The sequence below is a fragment of the Escherichia sp. MOD1-EC5495 genome (genome assembly GCF_002965965.1).
GTDB lineage: Bacteria > Pseudomonadota > Gammaproteobacteria > Enterobacterales > Enterobacteriaceae > Escherichia > Escherichia ruysiae.
In genome coordinates this window covers 123,149-138,669 of record NZ_PTRI01000004.1, presented here as the reverse complement: position 1 = coordinate 138,669, position 15,521 = coordinate 123,149, and the positions used below count along the sequence as shown (strand labels likewise).

Here is a 15,521-nt window from a genome sequence, read left to right as displayed (position 1 = left end):
AGAAATTACTTCGTCCACCCTTTTTGTTTCAGGTAGTCGGCAGCCACTTTTTTAGCATCCAGCCCTTCTACGGCAATACTGGCATTCAGTTGCTGCAACGTCTTTTCATCGAGGCTGGCGAAGACGGGCTGTAACCACTGTGCCATTTGCGGATACTCTTTCAACACCGACTCACGCACCACTGGCGCAGGCGCGTAGATAGGTTGAACACCTTGTGGATCGCTTAAAGTTTGCAGCCCCAGCGCCGCGACCGGGCCGTCGGTGCCGTAAGCCATCGCCGCATTAACGCCGGATGTTTGTTGGGCAGCGGCTTTAATCGTTACCGCCGTGTCGCCACCGGCCAGTGACAGCAACTGATCCTGACCGAGTTTAAAGTCATAGGCTTTTTCAAAAGCGGGTAGCGCATCGGCGCGTTCAATAAACTCTGCCGAGGCCGCCAGTTTGAAGGTGCCGCCCTCTTTCAGATAACGGCTGAGATCGGCAAGCGAAGTGAGTTTGTTTTTCTCTGCCAGATCCTGACGCACGGCGATGGTCCAGGTGTTATTTGCAGGCGCAGGCGTCAGCCAGATTAACTTGTTTTGCTCTGCATCGAGCTTTTTGACTTTCTCGTAGCCTTGCCCGGCATTTTTCCACGCCGCATCATTTTCATCTTTAAAGAAGAAAGCGCCATTGCCGGTATATTCCGGGTAGATATCCAGCTCGCCAGAAGTGATCGCCCCGCGCACCACCGGCGTGGTTCCCAACTGGACTTTATTCACTGTCGGTACGCCGTGGCTTTCCAGTACTTGCAAAATAATGTTGCCGAGCAGCGCGCCTTCGGTATCGATTTTTGAACCGACTTTAACGGGAGAAGCCGCCTGTAGCGGCAGGCTCACGGCTGCCAACAAAACCAGTGAACCTGCCCAGAGCTTTGAGAGTGGCATGATGCTTTCCTCATTCTTTTACTGTTGTTTTCAGCGAATTAAGAGAAAAGCATAGTTGATAATGGCGAGGTTAGCCTGAGCGGATGGATTCAGTTGCAGAATCAGATAAATACTTAAAGGGCGCAAACTTCACGCCCTTACTAAAGCATTACAGCAACTCAAACTCGCCTTTCTTAACGCGTGCGGAATCGGTGCCGATAAAGACGTTGAACTTGCCAGGCTCGGCATCATATTTCATCTGCTGATTCCAGAACTTCAGCGCATCAATGTCGATCGGGAAGCTGACAGTCTGAGTTTCGCCCGGTTTCAGGGTGATTTTCTCAAAGCCTTTCAGCTGCTTCACCGGACGGCTCATAGAAGCGGTCACATCCTGCAAATACATCTGAACCACCGTCGCCCCTTCGCGTTTGCCGGTGTTCGTCACCTGCACACTGGCTGTCACTTTGCCGTCACGCTTCATGGTCGGGGCAGAGAGTTTCACATCAGAGACAGTGAAAGTGGTGTAGCTCAGACCATAACCGAACGGGTAAAGCGCACCGTTAGCTTCATCGAAATAGCGTGAAGTGTATTTGTTCGGCTTGTCAGCGTTATACGGGCGCCCTGTATTCAGATGGCTGTAGTAAACCGGGATCTGCCCGACAGAACGCGGGAAGGACATCGGCAGCTTGCCGGACGGGTTGTAATCGCCAAACAACACATCGGCAATCGCGTTACCGCCTTCAGTCCCCGCAAACCAGGTTTCCAGAATCGCGTCGGCCTGTTGATCTTCTTTCACCAGCGCCAGCGGACGACCGTTCATCAGCACCAGCACCAGCGGTTTACCGGTGGCTTTCAGCGCCGCAATCAAATCACGTTGGCTTTGCGGAATAGTAATATCGGTACGGCTGGAGGCTTCGTGCGCCATCCCCTGAGCTTCACCGACTACCGCCACCACCACATCAGATTGTTTCGCGGTCTGCACCGCTTCATCAATCATCTCTTGCGCAGAACGAGGATCGACTTTGACCGCTTCTTCATACTGATTCAGGAAGTCGATAATACCTTTGTCACTGGTGACGTTTGCCCCTTTGGCGTACAGCACTTTACCGTTTTCACCAACGGCATTTTTAATCCCGGTCAGCACGGTCACGGATTGATCGGCAACTCCGGCTGCTGACCAGCTTCCCATGACATCACGTTTGCTGTCTGCCAGTGGGCCAACCACCGCGATGGTGGCAGATTTTTTCAGCGGCAGCGTTTCGAGACGGTTTTTCAGCAGCACCAGGCTTTCTCGCGCCACTTCACGCGCTTCTTTGCGATGCAGGCGACTTTCGGCATTGGTATCCACCGGGTCAGACTCTTTCGGCCCAAGGTGGCTGTACGGATCGTTAAACAGTCCCATGTCATATTTGACGTTCAGTACGTGACGCGCGGCATCGTCCAGCTCTGCCATAGTCACTTTGCCGGATTTGATCAAACCAGGCAGATACTTCGAGTAGTACTCGTCGCTCATGCTCATGTTGATCCCGGATTTCAGCGCCACGCGCACCGCATCTTCCGGATCTGCCGCCGTGCCGTGTTTAATCAGTTCTTTGATTGCGCCGTGATCGGAAACGGTGATGCCTTTAAAGCCCCACTGATCGCGCAGAACATCTTTCAGCAGCCAGGAATCGGAGGTTGCTGGCGTGCCGTTCAGCGAATTCAACGCCACCATCACCGCGCCGCTGCCTGCATCCAGCCCCGCTTTGTACGGCGGCATATAGTCATTAAACAGGCGCTGCGGGCTCATATCGACGGTGTTGTACTCTTTGCCGCCTTCTACCGCACCATAAGCCGCAAAGTGTTTGACGCTGGTCATCACCGAGTAGCGATCTGCCGGGCTTTTACCCTGCATCGCTTCCACCATGGTTTTACCCATTGTTGAGGTGAGATACGTATCTTCGCCAAATCCTTCGGAAGCACGTCCCCAGCGCGGATCGCGCGAGACATCGACCATTGGCGCCCAGGTCATATTCAGACCATCATCTGCCGCTTCATAAGCAGAGACGCGCCCAACAGTTTTCACCGCATCAAGGTTAAAAGAAGAGGCCAGACCAAGGCTTATCGGGAAGACAGTGCGCTGACCGTGCAGCACGTCGTAAGCAAAGAAAAGAGGAATTTTCAGGCGGCTTAATTCCATCACCTGATCCTGCATGGCGCGGATATCCTGACGGGTTACGGTGTTGAAAATCGCCCCAACCTGCCCGTCTTTAATCATCTCGCGGATCGCCTCTTTCGGGTTATCCGGGCCGACGCTGATTAAGCGCAGTTGACCAATCTTCTCATCAACTGTCATTTTTTTGAGCAGCTCGGTGACGAACGCATCACGCGCTTCGGGCGTTAATGGATGGTTACCAAACAAATCATCCGCCAGTGCTGGCTGTAAGGCCAGACTTACCGCGATACCTACTGAACATAGCCATTTCATGTGGATTTTTCTTCCTTTGTTGCCCGATGTGGCAGCGAAAATGGTGCAAAAACCGTAGTTTGCCATAAGCATGATAGAGAGAGAAAAAGAATGCTCAGTTTATTGTCTGAATTTTCAAAATATTCACTCGCTGAATTGTCATACAAGGCGCTATTCTAGTTTGTGATATTTTTTCGCCACCACAAGGAGTGGAAAATGTCTTCCATGACAACAACTGATAATAAAGCCTTTTTGAATGAACTTGCCCGTCTGGTCGGTCATTCACACCTGCTCACCGATCCCGCAAAAACGGCCCGCTATCGCAAGGGCTTCCGTTCTGGTCAGGGCGACGCGCTGGCTGTCGTTTTTCCTGGTTCGTTACTGGAATTGTGGCGGGTGCTGAAAGCCTGCGTCACTGCCGACAAAATTATTCTGATGCAGGCCGCCAATACCGGCCTGACCGAAGGCTCGACGCCAAACGGTAACGATTATGATCGCGATATCGTTATCATCAGCACCCTGCGTCTCGACAAGCTGCACGTTCTCGGCAAGGGCGAACAGGTGCTGGCATATCCTGGCACCACGCTCTATTCGCTGGAAAAAGCTCTCAAACCGCTGGGGCGCGAACCGCACTCGGTGATTGGTTCGTCGTGTATAGGTGCATCGGTCATCGGCGGTATCTGTAATAACTCCGGCGGCTCGCTGGTGCAGCGTGGCCCGGCGTATACCGAAATGTCGTTGTTCGCGCGCATAAATGAAGACGGCAAACTGACGCTGGTGAACCATCTGGGGATTGATCTGGGCGAAACACCGGAGCAGATCCTCAGCAAGCTGGATGACGATCGTATCAAAGAAGATGATGTTCGCCACGATGGTCGTCACGCCCACGATTATGATTATGTTCACCGCGTTCGGGATATTGAAGCCGACACACCCGCACGTTATAACGCCGACCCGGATCGCCTGTTTGAATCCTCCGGTTGCGCCGGAAAACTGGCGGTATTCGCGGTACGTCTTGATACCTTCGAAGCGGAAAAAAATCAGCAGGTGTTTTATATAGGCACCAACCAGCCGGAAGTGCTGACTGAAATCCGCCGCCATATTCTGGCTAATTTCGAAAATCTGCCGGTTGCCGGGGAATATATGCATCGGGATATCTACGATATCGCGGAAAAATATGGCAAAGACACCTTCCTGATGATCGATAAACTTGGCACCGACAAGATGCCTCTCTTCTTTAATATCAAAGGACGTACCGATGCGATGCTGGAGAAAGTGAAATTCTTCCGTCCGCATTTTACCGACCGTGCGATGCAAAAATTCGGTCATCTGTTCCCCAGCCATTTACCCCCACGCATGAACAGCTGGCGCGATAAATATGAACATCATCTGCTGTTAAAAATGGCGGGCGATGGCATTGGCGAAGCTAAATCGTGGCTGGTGGATTATTTCAAGCAGGCTGAAGGCGATTTCTTTGTCTGTACGCCGGAGGAAGGAAGCAAAGCATTTTTGCACCGTTTCGCCGCTGCGGGGGCGGCAATTCGTTATCAGGCTGTGCATTCCGATGAAGTCGAAGACATTCTGGCTCTGGATATTGCTCTGCGTCGTAATGACACGGAGTGGTATGAGCATTTGCCGCCGGAGATCGACAGCCAGTTGGTACACAAGCTCTATTACGGCCATTTTATGTGCTATGTCTTCCACCAGGATTACATCGTCAAAAAAGGTGTGGATGTACATGCGTTGAAGGAACAGATGCTGGAGCTGTTACGCCAGCGCGGCGCGCAATACCCTGCCGAGCATAACGTCGGTCATTTGTATAAAGCGCCGGAGACGCTGCAGAAGTTTTATCGCGAGAACGATCCGACCAACAGTATGAACCCTGGGATCGGTAAGACCAGTAAGCGGAAAAACTGGCAGGAAGCAGAGTAAATACAGCTGGATGCCTGATGCAGATGTAGGCCTGATAAGATGCGTAAGCATCGCATCAGGCACTGGCACCTAATGCCGGATGCGGCGTAAACGCCTGATCCGGCCTACAGGCAAGCAAACTTAATCGTTCTGTGCCGTCTGCCCCGCCGCCGCCATCTGGGCGGCTTTTTGTTTTTTATAGCTCAACGCCGCAGCCGGAACAGGCATCACTTTACCGGTCTCAATCCAGGTACGCAGGCGGCTGGCATCGGCAAAATGGGTATATTTGCCAAATGCATCCATCACCACCAGCGCCACCGGTTTATTATTGATAACCGTGCGCATCACCAGACAATGCCCTGCGGCATTGGTAAAACCGGTTTTGGTTAACTGAATATTCCAGTTATCGCGATAAACCAGATGGTTAGTATTGCGGAACGGCAGGGTGTACGTCGGATTAGAGAAGGTCGCCATATCTTCACGGGTGGTACTCAACTGACCGATCAACGGATATTGTTTGCTGGCAATCAGCAATTTGGTCAGGTCACGGGCTGTCGAAACGTTATGCACCGACAATCCGGTCGGTTCAACAAAGCGCGTGTTGTTCATTCCGAGTGATTTCGCTTTCGCATTCATCGCTTTAATAAAAGCGTTATAACCACCAGGATAATGGTGCGCCAGGCTTGCCGCCGCACGGTTTTCTGAAGACATCAGCGCCAGCAACAGCATATCTTTACGGCTGATTTCGCTGTTCAGTCGCACGCGCGAATAGACCCCCTTCATCTCTGGCGTCTGGCTGATATCCACTTTCAGTTTTTCATCCAACGGCAGTCGTGCGTCAAGCACCACCATTGCGGTCATTAATTTGGTGATTGACGCAATCGGACGCACCAGATCCGGGTGGTTCGAATAGATCACTTTGTTGGTATTCAGATCAACAATCATCGCACTACCGGAAGCGATTTCCGGCTGCGAAGCGGTGGTAGCGGCAGTCGTTTTCGCAACGGCCTGCGGTGCAAAAGGCACAGCCAGCATTAGAGCCAGGCTAAATAAAGAAACTCGAAATTTCGGCATGATGAGCATTCAGATAGTGGTTCACGCGCACGGGTTGCGCACCGCCGGAGTAAGGATTTACTGAGGCTAGCGACGCCATCATAACGAGCAAAAAGTGAGATCGTCAAAGGAGAATCGTGAGGAAATGCTGCATTGCTGACATTTACGCCAGCAATGCAACGCAAAAGAACTTTCTAGAACAGCCGATAACCGTACCCCCACAGAATAACGGTAATAGCGAGCAGCACTTCCAGCACCAGTACGCCAATCGCCAGCGTCGAACTGGAGAAGCTAAGACCTTCCTCTTTGTTGATATTCAGGAAGCTCGGAATACCGAGATAAAGCAGATAGCCGGTGTAAAACAGCGCCACCGTACCCACCAGCGCGCACAGCCAGACCAGCGGATAAAGCGCCACCAGGCCGCTTAAAAATAGTGGCGTCGCGACATATCCGGCAAAGACCATACAGTGCGCAAGCGACGGACGTTGCGGATATTTGCGCGCCATCCACCAGATGACTCGCCCCATCACCGCGACCCCAGCCAGCATAACGCCATAAAACAGGACAGCCAGCGCCAGTCCGGTAAACCAGGATAACTTCAGGATAGTGCCATCGCCAAAATTCCAGCCAATTTGCGTGGTGCCAATGAAGGCACAGATCACCGGAATCGCCGCCATCAGCAAAACGTGGTGGGTGTAGTGATGAGAAATCGTTTCGTTTTCACGATTAATCACCTGCATTTCACGATCGGGATGGGAAAACAGTCCCCAGACATGGCTCATACCGCCCCCTTTTTATGAGTTGCTGAACCTGACAGTTCAAGTATAAATCAGCTTGTGGTTATTTTTTGCCCTGTTGTGAAATTTGCGTCGCGTGATGAAACGCCTTTTTCTGCGCAAACAATTCACAGGGTGTATGCTTACAGGCAACCAAAGGGAGACAGACTGGCCTATGGATCTCAATACACTCATCTCACAATATGGTTATGCCGCGCTGGTGCTCGGCAGTCTGGCAGAGGGTGAAACCGTGACTTTGCTGGGAGGCGTTGCGGCACATCAGGGATTATTAAAATTCCCGCTAGTGGTTCTTTCTGTGGCGCTTGGCGGCATGATTGGCGACCAGGTGCTTTATCTGTGCGGACGGCGGTTTGGCGGCAAGCTGTTGCGTCGTATCTCAAAGCATCAGGATAAAATTGAGCGGGCGCAGAAACTGATCCAGCGCCATCCGTATCTGTTTGTTATTGGTACGCGTTTTATGTATGGCTTTCGGGTAATTGGCCCGACGCTGATTGGTGCCAGTCAGTTGCCGCCGAAAATCTTTCTGCCGCTGAATATTCTCGGCGCATTTGCCTGGGCGCTGATTTTTACCACTATCGGTTACGCCGGTGGTCAGGTGATTGCGCCGTGGTTGCACAGTCTTGATCAGCATCTGAAACACTGGGTCTGGTTGATTCTGGTCGTGGTTCTGGTGGTTGGCGTGCGCTGGTGGCTGAAACGGCGCGGGAAGAAAAAGCCGGATAATCAGGCGTAAAGCAGTTGCCACAGATAAGTCGCTCGCGCCGCATCCGACATCAGGGGTTCCATGCCTGATGCGACGCTGGCGCGTCTTATCATGCCTACAATATACCCATTGAAATATCCACATATCCCATTGCACTACTCCGGCTTAAACTGCGGATTCGCCAGCATAAAACCACCATCGACAATTAACGACTGCCCGGTGGTGTAATTTGCGCCTTCGGAACATAGCCAGGCTACCAGGCTGGCAATCTCATGCGTTGCGCCGAAACGCCGCAGGGGAATCGATGGCTCTGCGTCGGGCTTCACGTCGCCGTCATCCATGCCGTTCATCGGCGTGGCGATTGCACCTGGCGCGACCGCATTCACCAGAATCTTATGCCTGACCAGTTCCAGCGCCATCGCTTTGGTTAACCCGCCGAGTGCATGTTTAGCGGCGGTGTAGGCGCTGGCATCCGGCAGCGGCGTATGTTCATGTACCGATGTAATGTTGATGATGCGACCTCCCTGCCCCTGTTTCACCATCTGGCGGGCAGCAATTTGCGAGCATAAAAATGCGCCATCGACATCAACGGTAAAAATCTTGCGCCACTCATCAAAAGCCATATCAAGAAACGGCGCTTTGGTCATCGCTCCCGCGTTATTCACCAGCACATCAATACGCCCCAGTCGTTGAATGAGTCTCTCCAGCGTCTGCGCACCTTCTGGTAGATTGCCGAGATCCAGTTGCACCATCTCCGCACGGACGCCGTGGCTAACCACTTCACGCGCGGTATCTTTTGCCCCTTCTTCATCTGAGTGCCAGGTAATGCCAATATCAAACCCTTGCTGCGCCAGTAATAACGCGCACTCTTTTCCGATCCCCGAATCGGAGGCAGTAATAATCACGACCTGTGCCATGGAGTTCTCCACTTAACGCTGAATAAACGTTAAGTATAGAAGCCGCATATCATCAGCGTTTATAGCCCCCGCCCAGCGCGCCGGTGAGTTGAATGGAGGCATCCAGCCACTGCCCTTGCAATAACAGGCCATTGGCTCGCTCACGCAGCGCCGGGATTCTGGCTTCGCTGACGCGGGAACCAGCAATGATGCCCGCGTTAAAGCGTGCCTGCGCCAGACCTACCACACGCAGGGCATCGCGCTCAATTTGCGCCTGATGCTGGTTTTTCTCCGCCAGTGTCTGAACCTGACTGGCTGCCCGCGCCACGTCATTCACCGCCTCAACCACCGCTTTGTTGTAGCTGGCGATAGACAAGTTGCTTTCGGCTTTCGCAATATCGAGGTTGGCGTTAAGACGACCGCTATCGAAAATGGGTAGCGTCAGGCCTGCCGTAACACCCATTTGCTGCGCGGAATGTCGGAACAGATCGCTTAAGTGCAACGCATCTTGTTGCAGGAAGGCCATCAGGTTTATGTCGGGATAAAAGGCCGCTTTTGCCGCGTCGATGCTACTTAAGGATGATTCAACGTACCAGTGCGCCGCCTGCAAATCGGCACGGCGTGCCAGCAAGGAATAACCCAGTTCATCAGGAAGTTGGCTTGTCACTTCAGGCAGCACAACCGGATGCAGCTTTAAACCGCTCGTCTGGCTGTTAGTCAGCGCATTTAACCGCGCCTCAATAATTTTCATTTTTCCTGCCACATCATTGCGCTGTTGCCGGGTTTTACTGGCGTTGATATCGGTTTCCACACCTTCAACCGAAGAGGTAATTCCGTTCTGATACAACTGGCGATCGGTCGCGATAATGGTGTTCTGTTCTTTTTCGATTTGCTGTAAGACAGTGTTTAACGCCGCCTGGGTTTGCCACTCCCAGTACAGACGAGCCACACTGCCAGCCAGCAATTGGCGGGTTTGCTCGCGTTCCGCCGCCCGTGCTTTAACCGTACCGAGGCGCGCTGTGACTTCAGCCCGATTTTTTCCCCAGATATCCAGATGCCAGCCCGCCGTTAGACCCAAAGTACCGTTGGTATACCACGGCCCGGTAGTACCTGCCGCCGGATCGGTCAGGGCAAACGGCCCCATTAACCCTTCCGCCGACATTTTTTGCCGCTCCATATCCGCAGAAAAATCGATCTGCGGGCCATCCTGAGTGGCTACAGCTTTCGCCTGCGCTTCAGCCAGTTGAATGCGCTGTTCAGCCACCTGCATATCCGGTGCGTTCTGTAGTGCGTTATTAATTAAGGAAGTGAGTTGATTATCGTGATATTCCAGCCACCACTGACTGTCTGGCCAACCATTTTTCAGCGCCGTGGGTAATGCGCTGTCAACTTGTGCAGCGGGCGTTTGCTGGCTTAACGCCTGGCGGGTTTCGTGCACAGGCGCACACCCAGCCAGAATGAGGAACAGCGGAAAACAGGCGATAGCTGGATAAAAGGAATCACGATTCATGGGGGAATAATCAGGTAAGAAAAGGTGCGCGGAGATTACCGTGTGTTGCAATGTATTTTTTAGTTTCGCGTGGCAATACATCAGCAGCAATAAAACGACATATTCAGAAAAATATACAGTAAGTGAATGATATCATCTGATTTATCTTAATCGTTTATGGATAACGGCAAAGGGTTTCATTTTTACCTATACTTATTCAGCACTCACAAATAAAGGAACGCCAATGAAAATTATACTCTGGGCTGTATTGATTATTTTCCTGATTGGGCTACTGGTGGTGACTGGCGTATTTAAGATGATATTTTAAAATTAATTAATGTCATCAGTTCCGAAAATAACAAGAATATTTCAGTCTCTCATCCTGTTGCGCTCCTGTCATGTGCATTGCTTCATATAATCACTGGCGCAAGGAGCGCGCAGGGGGCGGCCAATCGCCGCCGCCCCCTGCACCCCCGGGCTCTGGCGAACAAAATCGCCGCTGCGCGGTGCCCTCGGCTTATCCCTTACGGCTACCGGGTCGGGCGCGAGGTAACATCCCTGTAAAACGCGCCCTCAGCCCACATCCATGTGGGCTGCCCCGGCCTCCAGGGAACGCCTCGGCGATTTTGGCGCCACCAAATAACCGTGCGGCCTATTGATAAAGAGCTAACACATTGTCAAAAAACATCACTATGGTTTTTAGAGTTTCTCGATATCAATTGCCTGAATAGCCCTTGCAATATCTGTGGAATTATTCAACACACGAACATGCTGAAATAATTCCGTTGCTTCATCGTATTCTTTACGCAAATAACTCAACCACTGTTTAATCCGCGCGACGTGATATAGCCCGGTATCGCCCTGCTTTTCCAGACGGGTATATTTTTGCAGCAAAGCAACGACCTCCGGCCACGGCATTCGCGGTTCGTTATATTTAACCACCCGGCTCAGGTTGGGAATATTCAGCGCCCCGCGCCCAATCATCACCGCGTCGCAGCCGCTGATCGCCATACATTGTTGCGCACTCTGCCAGTCCCAGATTTCACCGTTGGCAATCACCGGAATATTCAACCGCTGGCGAATCTCGCCAATCGCCTGCCAGTCAATATGCTCCGCACGGTAGCCCTGCTCTTTTGTCCGCCCATGCACCACCAGTTCCGTGGCTCCGGCCTGTTGAACAGCATCGGCAATTTCAAACTTCTTCTCGCCGCTGTCCCAGCCAAGCCGCACTTTCACACTGACGGGTAAATGCGCCGGTACAGCTTCGCGCATCGCTTTTGCACCCTGGTAGATGAATTCAGGATCTTTGAGTAACGTCGCCCCACCGCCGCTGCCGTTAACCGTTTTCGATGGGCAGCCGCAATTGAGATCCACGCCCCAGGAACCTAACTCCACCGCACGAGCAGCATTTTCCGCCAGCCACTGTGGGAACTGCCCCAGCAGTTGTACCCGCACCAGCGTACCGGATGGCGTTCGACTGGCATTTTGTAGTTCAGGGCAAATGCGATGAAAGACTTTTACCGGCAGCAGTTGATCGACCACGCGGACAAATTCGGTGATGCACAGATCGTAGTCGTTAACTTCGGTCAACAATTCACGCACCAGAGAGTCAAGCACACCCTCCATCGGCGCCAGTAGTACACGCATATCATCACCCGCAAAAAAATGAGGCGCTATGGTAGCGCCTCCGGTCTGCGGATTAAAGTGCTCAGCGTGGTTGCAGACAGTTATCTTCTTTCCAGCCGTACAGCCACTCCATGCCGCGATAAAACTCTGCCTGCGATTTCCCTTTCCACAGCAGATTACGCACCTGCCGTTCTACTCCCGCAGCGTGGTATACCCGCCCCATTTCACGTGTCGACCAGACGATGCGCGCGGTGCGTGGAATACGTACCGACTCATACAGCGCAAAGGCTTGTGCCGCATCGCCGTCACATTCTGCCAGCGCCTTACCGAGCGTTACCGCGTCTTCCAGTGCCATACAGGCCCCCTGCGCCATATATTGCGCCACCGGATGCGCCGCATCGCCCACCAGCGTTATGCGCTTCGTTCCCCACTTCGCCACCGGTTCGCGATCGGCAGTTGACCAGCGTCGCCATGAGGTCGGTTTATCCAGCATCTGGCGCGGGCGTGGATGAATGCCTTCAAAATAGGAAAGCACTTCCTCTTTACTGCCATCCTTCACGCCCCACTCTTCCTGCTGGCGACTGTGGAATGTTACCACCAGGTTATACTGCTTGCCGCCGCGCAAAGGGTAATGCACCAGGTGACAGTGCGGCCCCGCCCACAGTACCGGTGCGTTAATACGCAAATCTTCCGGCATATCGGCACAATCGATAACCGCACGGTAGACCACATGCCCGGTAACGCGCGGCACATCACCTAATAAGCTCTGACGCACCACTGACTTCACGCCATCACAGCCAATCAGAATATCGCCGCTCCAGCTATTGCCGCGATCGTCGAAAACGGTAACATCGTCCGGCGTCTCGCGAATATCCACGACGTTAGTAGAGGTGTGATATTCGACGTCCGGGTGGGTCAGTACCGCTTCCCACACCGAGGCATGAATATCAACGCGGTGGATCACCGCATAAGGGCCGCCGAAATGGTCACGAAAGGCCTGACCGGTATCAATGCGCACCACTTCTTCGGCGTTTACCGCGTCCATCATAGTGATGTGATCGGTAAACACCGCGCGCTGACGGGCAATTTCGCCGACGCCAAGGCTGTCCAGCGCCGAAAACGCGTTCGGCCCCAGCTGGATGCCCGCGCCAATCTCACCAATCTCATGCGCCTTTTCCAGCAGCACCACTTTGATCCCCTGGCGGGCCAGTGACAGCGCAGTTGCCGCACCGCCGATCCCGCCTCCCACAATTACTGCGCGTGTCACTTTCGTCATTATGGTTCTCCTGGTCAGGCTGAAATTTTATCTTGTTGATTTTCTGGTGCGGCAGCGATGAACGCTGGCAGCTGCGTGCAGGCGTCGTACACTGCTTTACAGCGCGGATATGCACTCAGGTCGCAGTTCATGCGTAACGCATTTGCCCATTGTGGGACAAGGCAGCAGTCTGCCAGCGTCGGCGTCTCGCCCACGCAAAATTGTCCCGACTGGCTCTGGCGCAGCAGTTGTTCCACCGCGCTTAACCCTTGCTGGATCCAGTGCGCATACCAGCGTTTTTTCTCTTCTTCACTGACGTTCAGTTCTTCGGTCAGGTAGCGCAGCACGCGCAGGTTATTCAGAGGATGAATGTCGCAAGCGATGGCATAGACAATTTCCAGCACCTTGTTGCGAGCCGGTTCTTCCTGCGGTAACAGCGGAACTTGCGGGTAATGACGATCCAGCCAGTCAATTATCGCCAGCGATTGACCGAGTGACTCGCCATCATCGGTCAGCAGCGTCGGCACCAGCCCGACCGGATTCATCCGTCGGTAGACCAGTTCGTTTTGCTGACCAATACGGATATTCACCCCTTCGGTCTGGTAATCAATGCCCTTCAGCGCCAGCGCAATGCGTACCCGGTACGACGCTGAACTATTAAAAAAACTGTACAGCTTCATCTTGCACCTCAGACAATCTTCACCGCGATAGGGGTTAAACCCTCAACGTTGCCCGTGATCACATCACCTTTCACCACCGGGCCAACACCTTCCGGCGTGCCGGTGAAGATCAGATCGCCCGGTTGCAGTTCAAAGAAGCCGGACAGGTAGCTGATGGTTTCATTCACTGACCAGATGAGATGACGAATATCGCTGCGCTGATGATCTTCGCCGTTAACCTGTAACCAGATTGGCGCGTTATCAATACCGCCGGTTTCGCTGGCTTTGTGCAGCGGCGCGATGGGCGCAGAGAGATCAAACGCTTTACCAATTTCCCACGGACGCCCCATCTGGCGCATCTCCATTTGACGATCGCGACGAGTCATATCAAGCCCCGTGGCATAACCCCAGACATATTCATGGGCGTTTTCCAGCGGGATATCGCTGCCCTTTTTACCAATTGCCACTACCAGCTCAATTTCATAATGGTAGTTATCGGTCTGCGCCGGATACGGCAGCGCCAGCATTTCGCCAGCGGCAACCGGAACAACGGCATCCGCTGGTTTGCAGAAGAAGAATGGCGGTTCACGATCCGGATCGAAGCCCATTTCGCGGGCGTGGGCAGCATAGTTACGCCCGACGCAGTAAACGCGGCGCACGGGGAATTGTTCATCACTGCCAACAACCGGTACGGTAACGGGCGCTTGCGGTTCGAATACGTATTGAGTCATTTTTTCTCTCCCAAATTAATAACGCGCTTCGCGGAACAGCCCCAGGGCTTCTTGTACCGGTCTGTCCGAAAAACTAAATAAAACGGTATCTTGCGTGGTCTGGAACGACACGCCGTGCCAGGTCGGCACCACGAAGATATCTTTTGCGGTAAAGGTGAAGGTTTCATTGCCGATAGTGACCTGCCCGCCGCCCTCCACCACGTGGTAGATGGTGCTGTCAGTAGTACGCGCCACGCGGGAGGCGAACCCTTTCGGCAACAGTTGCAGGAAAGCGCCCATCGACGGCATCGGATACCCGCCGGTGACCGGATTTACGTAGCGCATTTTGTAGCCATCCCACTCATCGGCATCGCCCAGGCGGGTTAAATCGTGCAGCACTTCGCGGCTGCGGTCATAACGATAGTTAAAGATCGGCGAAGAGTTCCCCGTCTGATGGCGCAGCGGCAACATATTGGCGGCATAACGCGGCAGGTAATCCCCCTCTTTGCGCGTTACCGGTTGTTGCTCTTCCGGGTAATCTTCGGCAAAACCGCAGCCCAGAGTGTTCACTAATGGCAGATCCAGTCCATCGAGCCAGATAACCGGTTCGTCGCCAGGATTACCGTGATCATGCCAGCGCCACTGCGGGGTCAGGATAAAATCGCCCTCATTCATTGGCGTGCGTTCGCCATCAACGGCGGTAAATGCGCCTTTACCTTCAACAATAAAACGCAGCGCCGACTGGTTATGACGATGGCTTGGTGCCACTTCGCCTGGCATGATCAGTTGCAAACCGGCATACAAGGTGGCGGTAATGGAGGACTGACCGCGCAGCGCCGGGTTTTCCAGCACCAGTACGCGACGCACCGCCTCTTTCGCGCCAATCAGGCTGCCGCTCTCCAGCAACAACGGGCGGATCTCCTGATAATTCCAGTACGCTGGCGCACAATTAGCGTTGGGCGTTTTCGGCACCAGATGGTGCAACGACTCCCACAGCGGGGTCAGGTTTTGCCCGGAAATATGCTGATAAAATTGCTCGCGGCTATTTTGATTGTTATCAGTCATTGAGATGCT

The 15,521-nt window shown here is 53.3% G+C and carries 14 protein-coding genes; 3 read left to right on the top strand and 11 right to left on the bottom strand.

All coding sequences use genetic code 11. From position 1 onward, the window contains the following. Positions 1-5: 5 nt before the first annotated feature. Together osmF and bglX are read right to left on the bottom strand one after the other, a co-directional pair. Entirely contained in the window at positions 6-923 is a 918-nt protein-coding gene (gene osmF / locus BEG40_RS05005; RefSeq protein ID WP_105284995.1) for a glycine betaine ABC transporter substrate-binding protein OsmF, read from the bottom strand. A 148-nt stretch (positions 924-1,071) separates the two neighbouring features. Further along, on the bottom strand, positions 1,072-3,369 hold the full coding sequence (gene bglX / locus BEG40_RS05000) for a beta-glucosidase BglX (protein ID WP_105284994.1): 2,298 nt from the start codon (positions 3,367-3,369) through the stop codon (positions 1,072-1,074). 195 nt (positions 3,370-3,564) lie between these two features. Between bglX and dld the strand changes: the two genes are divergently transcribed. Beyond that, a complete protein-coding gene (gene dld, locus BEG40_RS04995; protein WP_085460934.1) occupies positions 3,565-5,280 on the top strand; it encodes a D-lactate dehydrogenase in 1,716 nt (571 codons plus the stop codon). Positions 5,281-5,400: 120 nt separating this feature from the next. Here the strand turns inward: dld and pbpG are convergent, their stop codons facing one another. Continuing rightward, positions 5,401-6,333 carry a D-alanyl-D-alanine endopeptidase gene (pbpG, locus tag BEG40_RS04990; protein WP_010347193.1) on the bottom strand — a complete coding sequence of 311 codons (933 nt, stop codon included), beginning with the start codon at positions 6,331-6,333 and terminating at the stop codon, positions 5,401-5,403. Between the two features lie 173 nt (positions 6,334-6,506). Beyond that, complete coding sequence (locus tag BEG40_RS04985) at positions 6,507-7,094, bottom strand: Yip1 family protein (RefSeq protein WP_000020073.1); 588 nt, start codon at positions 7,092-7,094, stop codon at positions 6,507-6,509. 169 nt (positions 7,095-7,263) lie between these two features. Between BEG40_RS04985 and BEG40_RS04980 the strand changes: the two genes are divergently transcribed. Then, positions 7,264-7,842 carry a DedA family protein gene (locus BEG40_RS04980; protein WP_010356678.1) on the top strand — a complete coding sequence of 193 codons (579 nt, stop codon included), beginning with the start codon at positions 7,264-7,266 and terminating at the stop codon, positions 7,840-7,842. A gap of 125 nt (positions 7,843-7,967) precedes the next feature. Here BEG40_RS04980 and BEG40_RS04975 read toward each other — a convergent pair whose 3' ends face one another. Both BEG40_RS04975 and mdtQ read right to left on the bottom strand, forming a co-directional pair. Beyond that, positions 7,968-8,729: an SDR family oxidoreductase gene (locus BEG40_RS04975; RefSeq protein ID WP_105284993.1), complete on the bottom strand. Its 762-nt coding sequence runs from the start codon at positions 8,727-8,729 to the stop codon at positions 7,968-7,970. A 52-nt stretch (positions 8,730-8,781) separates the two neighbouring features. Further along, a complete protein-coding gene (mdtQ, locus tag BEG40_RS04970; protein ID WP_105284992.1) occupies positions 8,782-10,218 on the bottom strand; it encodes a multidrug resistance outer membrane protein MdtQ in 1,437 nt (478 codons plus the stop codon). 223 nt (positions 10,219-10,441) lie between these two features. Between mdtQ and yohP the strand changes: the two genes are divergently transcribed. Further along, positions 10,442-10,525 carry a small membrane protein YohP gene (gene yohP, locus BEG40_RS22040; RefSeq protein ID WP_000691708.1) on the top strand — a complete coding sequence of 28 codons (84 nt, stop codon included), beginning with the start codon at positions 10,442-10,444 and terminating at the stop codon, positions 10,523-10,525. Positions 10,526-10,896: 371 nt separating this feature from the next. Here yohP and dusC read toward each other — a convergent pair whose 3' ends face one another. From dusC to gtdA, 5 genes are all read right to left on the bottom strand, one after another. Continuing rightward, complete coding sequence (dusC, locus tag BEG40_RS04950) at positions 10,897-11,844, bottom strand: tRNA dihydrouridine(16) synthase DusC (protein ID WP_105284991.1); 948 nt, start codon at positions 11,842-11,844, stop codon at positions 10,897-10,899. A gap of 61 nt (positions 11,845-11,905) precedes the next feature. Beyond that, positions 11,906-13,099 carry a 3-hydroxybenzoate 6-monooxygenase gene (locus BEG40_RS04945; protein WP_016158613.1) on the bottom strand — a complete coding sequence of 398 codons (1,194 nt, stop codon included), beginning with the start codon at positions 13,097-13,099 and terminating at the stop codon, positions 11,906-11,908. A gap of 14 nt (positions 13,100-13,113) precedes the next feature. Further along, positions 13,114-13,758: a maleylacetoacetate isomerase gene (gene maiA, locus BEG40_RS04940; RefSeq protein WP_105284990.1), complete on the bottom strand. Its 645-nt coding sequence runs from the start codon at positions 13,756-13,758 to the stop codon at positions 13,114-13,116. An 8-nt stretch (positions 13,759-13,766) separates the two neighbouring features. Further along, entirely contained in the window at positions 13,767-14,468 is a 702-nt protein-coding gene (locus BEG40_RS04935; protein WP_105284989.1) for a fumarylacetoacetate hydrolase family protein, read from the bottom strand. A 15-nt stretch (positions 14,469-14,483) separates the two neighbouring features. Then, positions 14,484-15,512 (bottom strand): gentisate 1,2-dioxygenase, encoded by a 1,029-nt coding sequence (gtdA, locus tag BEG40_RS04930; RefSeq protein ID WP_016158615.1) that lies wholly within the window; start codon positions 15,510-15,512, stop codon positions 14,484-14,486. Positions 15,513-15,521 lie beyond the last annotated feature (9 nt).

What these genes read in the sequence shown, in the direction of transcription:
- osmF (WP_105284995.1), bottom strand. Translation starts at nt 923, where the DNA reads ATGCCACTCTCAAAGCTCTGGGCAGGTTCACTGGTTTTGTTGGCAGCC.
- bglX (WP_105284994.1), bottom strand. Translation starts at nt 3,369, where the DNA reads ATGAAATGGCTATGTTCAGTAGGTATCGCGGTAAGTCTGGCCTTACAG.
- dld (WP_085460934.1), top strand. Translation starts at nt 3,565, where the DNA reads ATGTCTTCCATGACAACAACTGATAATAAAGCCTTTTTGAATGAACTT.
- pbpG (WP_010347193.1), bottom strand. Translation starts at nt 6,333, where the DNA reads ATGCCGAAATTTCGAGTTTCTTTATTTAGCCTGGCTCTAATGCTGGCT.
- BEG40_RS04985 (WP_000020073.1), bottom strand. Translation starts at nt 7,094, where the DNA reads ATGAGCCATGTCTGGGGACTGTTTTCCCATCCCGATCGTGAAATGCAG.
- BEG40_RS04980 (WP_010356678.1), top strand. Translation starts at nt 7,264, where the DNA reads ATGGATCTCAATACACTCATCTCACAATATGGTTATGCCGCGCTGGTG.
- BEG40_RS04975 (WP_105284993.1), bottom strand. Translation starts at nt 8,729, where the DNA reads ATGGCACAGGTCGTGATTATTACTGCCTCCGATTCGGGGATCGGAAAA.
- mdtQ (WP_105284992.1), bottom strand. Translation starts at nt 10,218, where the DNA reads ATGAATCGTGATTCCTTTTATCCAGCTATCGCCTGTTTTCCGCTGTTC.
- yohP (WP_000691708.1), top strand. Translation starts at nt 10,442, where the DNA reads ATGAAAATTATACTCTGGGCTGTATTGATTATTTTCCTGATTGGGCTA.
- dusC (WP_105284991.1), bottom strand. Translation starts at nt 11,844, where the DNA reads ATGCGTGTACTACTGGCGCCGATGGAGGGTGTGCTTGACTCTCTGGTG.
- BEG40_RS04945 (WP_016158613.1), bottom strand. Translation starts at nt 13,099, where the DNA reads ATGACGAAAGTGACACGCGCAGTAATTGTGGGAGGCGGGATCGGCGGT.
- maiA (WP_105284990.1), bottom strand. Translation starts at nt 13,758, where the DNA reads ATGAAGCTGTACAGTTTTTTTAATAGTTCAGCGTCGTACCGGGTACGC.
- BEG40_RS04935 (WP_105284989.1), bottom strand. Translation starts at nt 14,468, where the DNA reads ATGACTCAATACGTATTCGAACCGCAAGCGCCCGTTACCGTACCGGTT.
- gtdA (WP_016158615.1), bottom strand. Translation starts at nt 15,512, where the DNA reads ATGACTGATAACAATCAAAATAGCCGCGAGCAATTTTATCAGCATATT.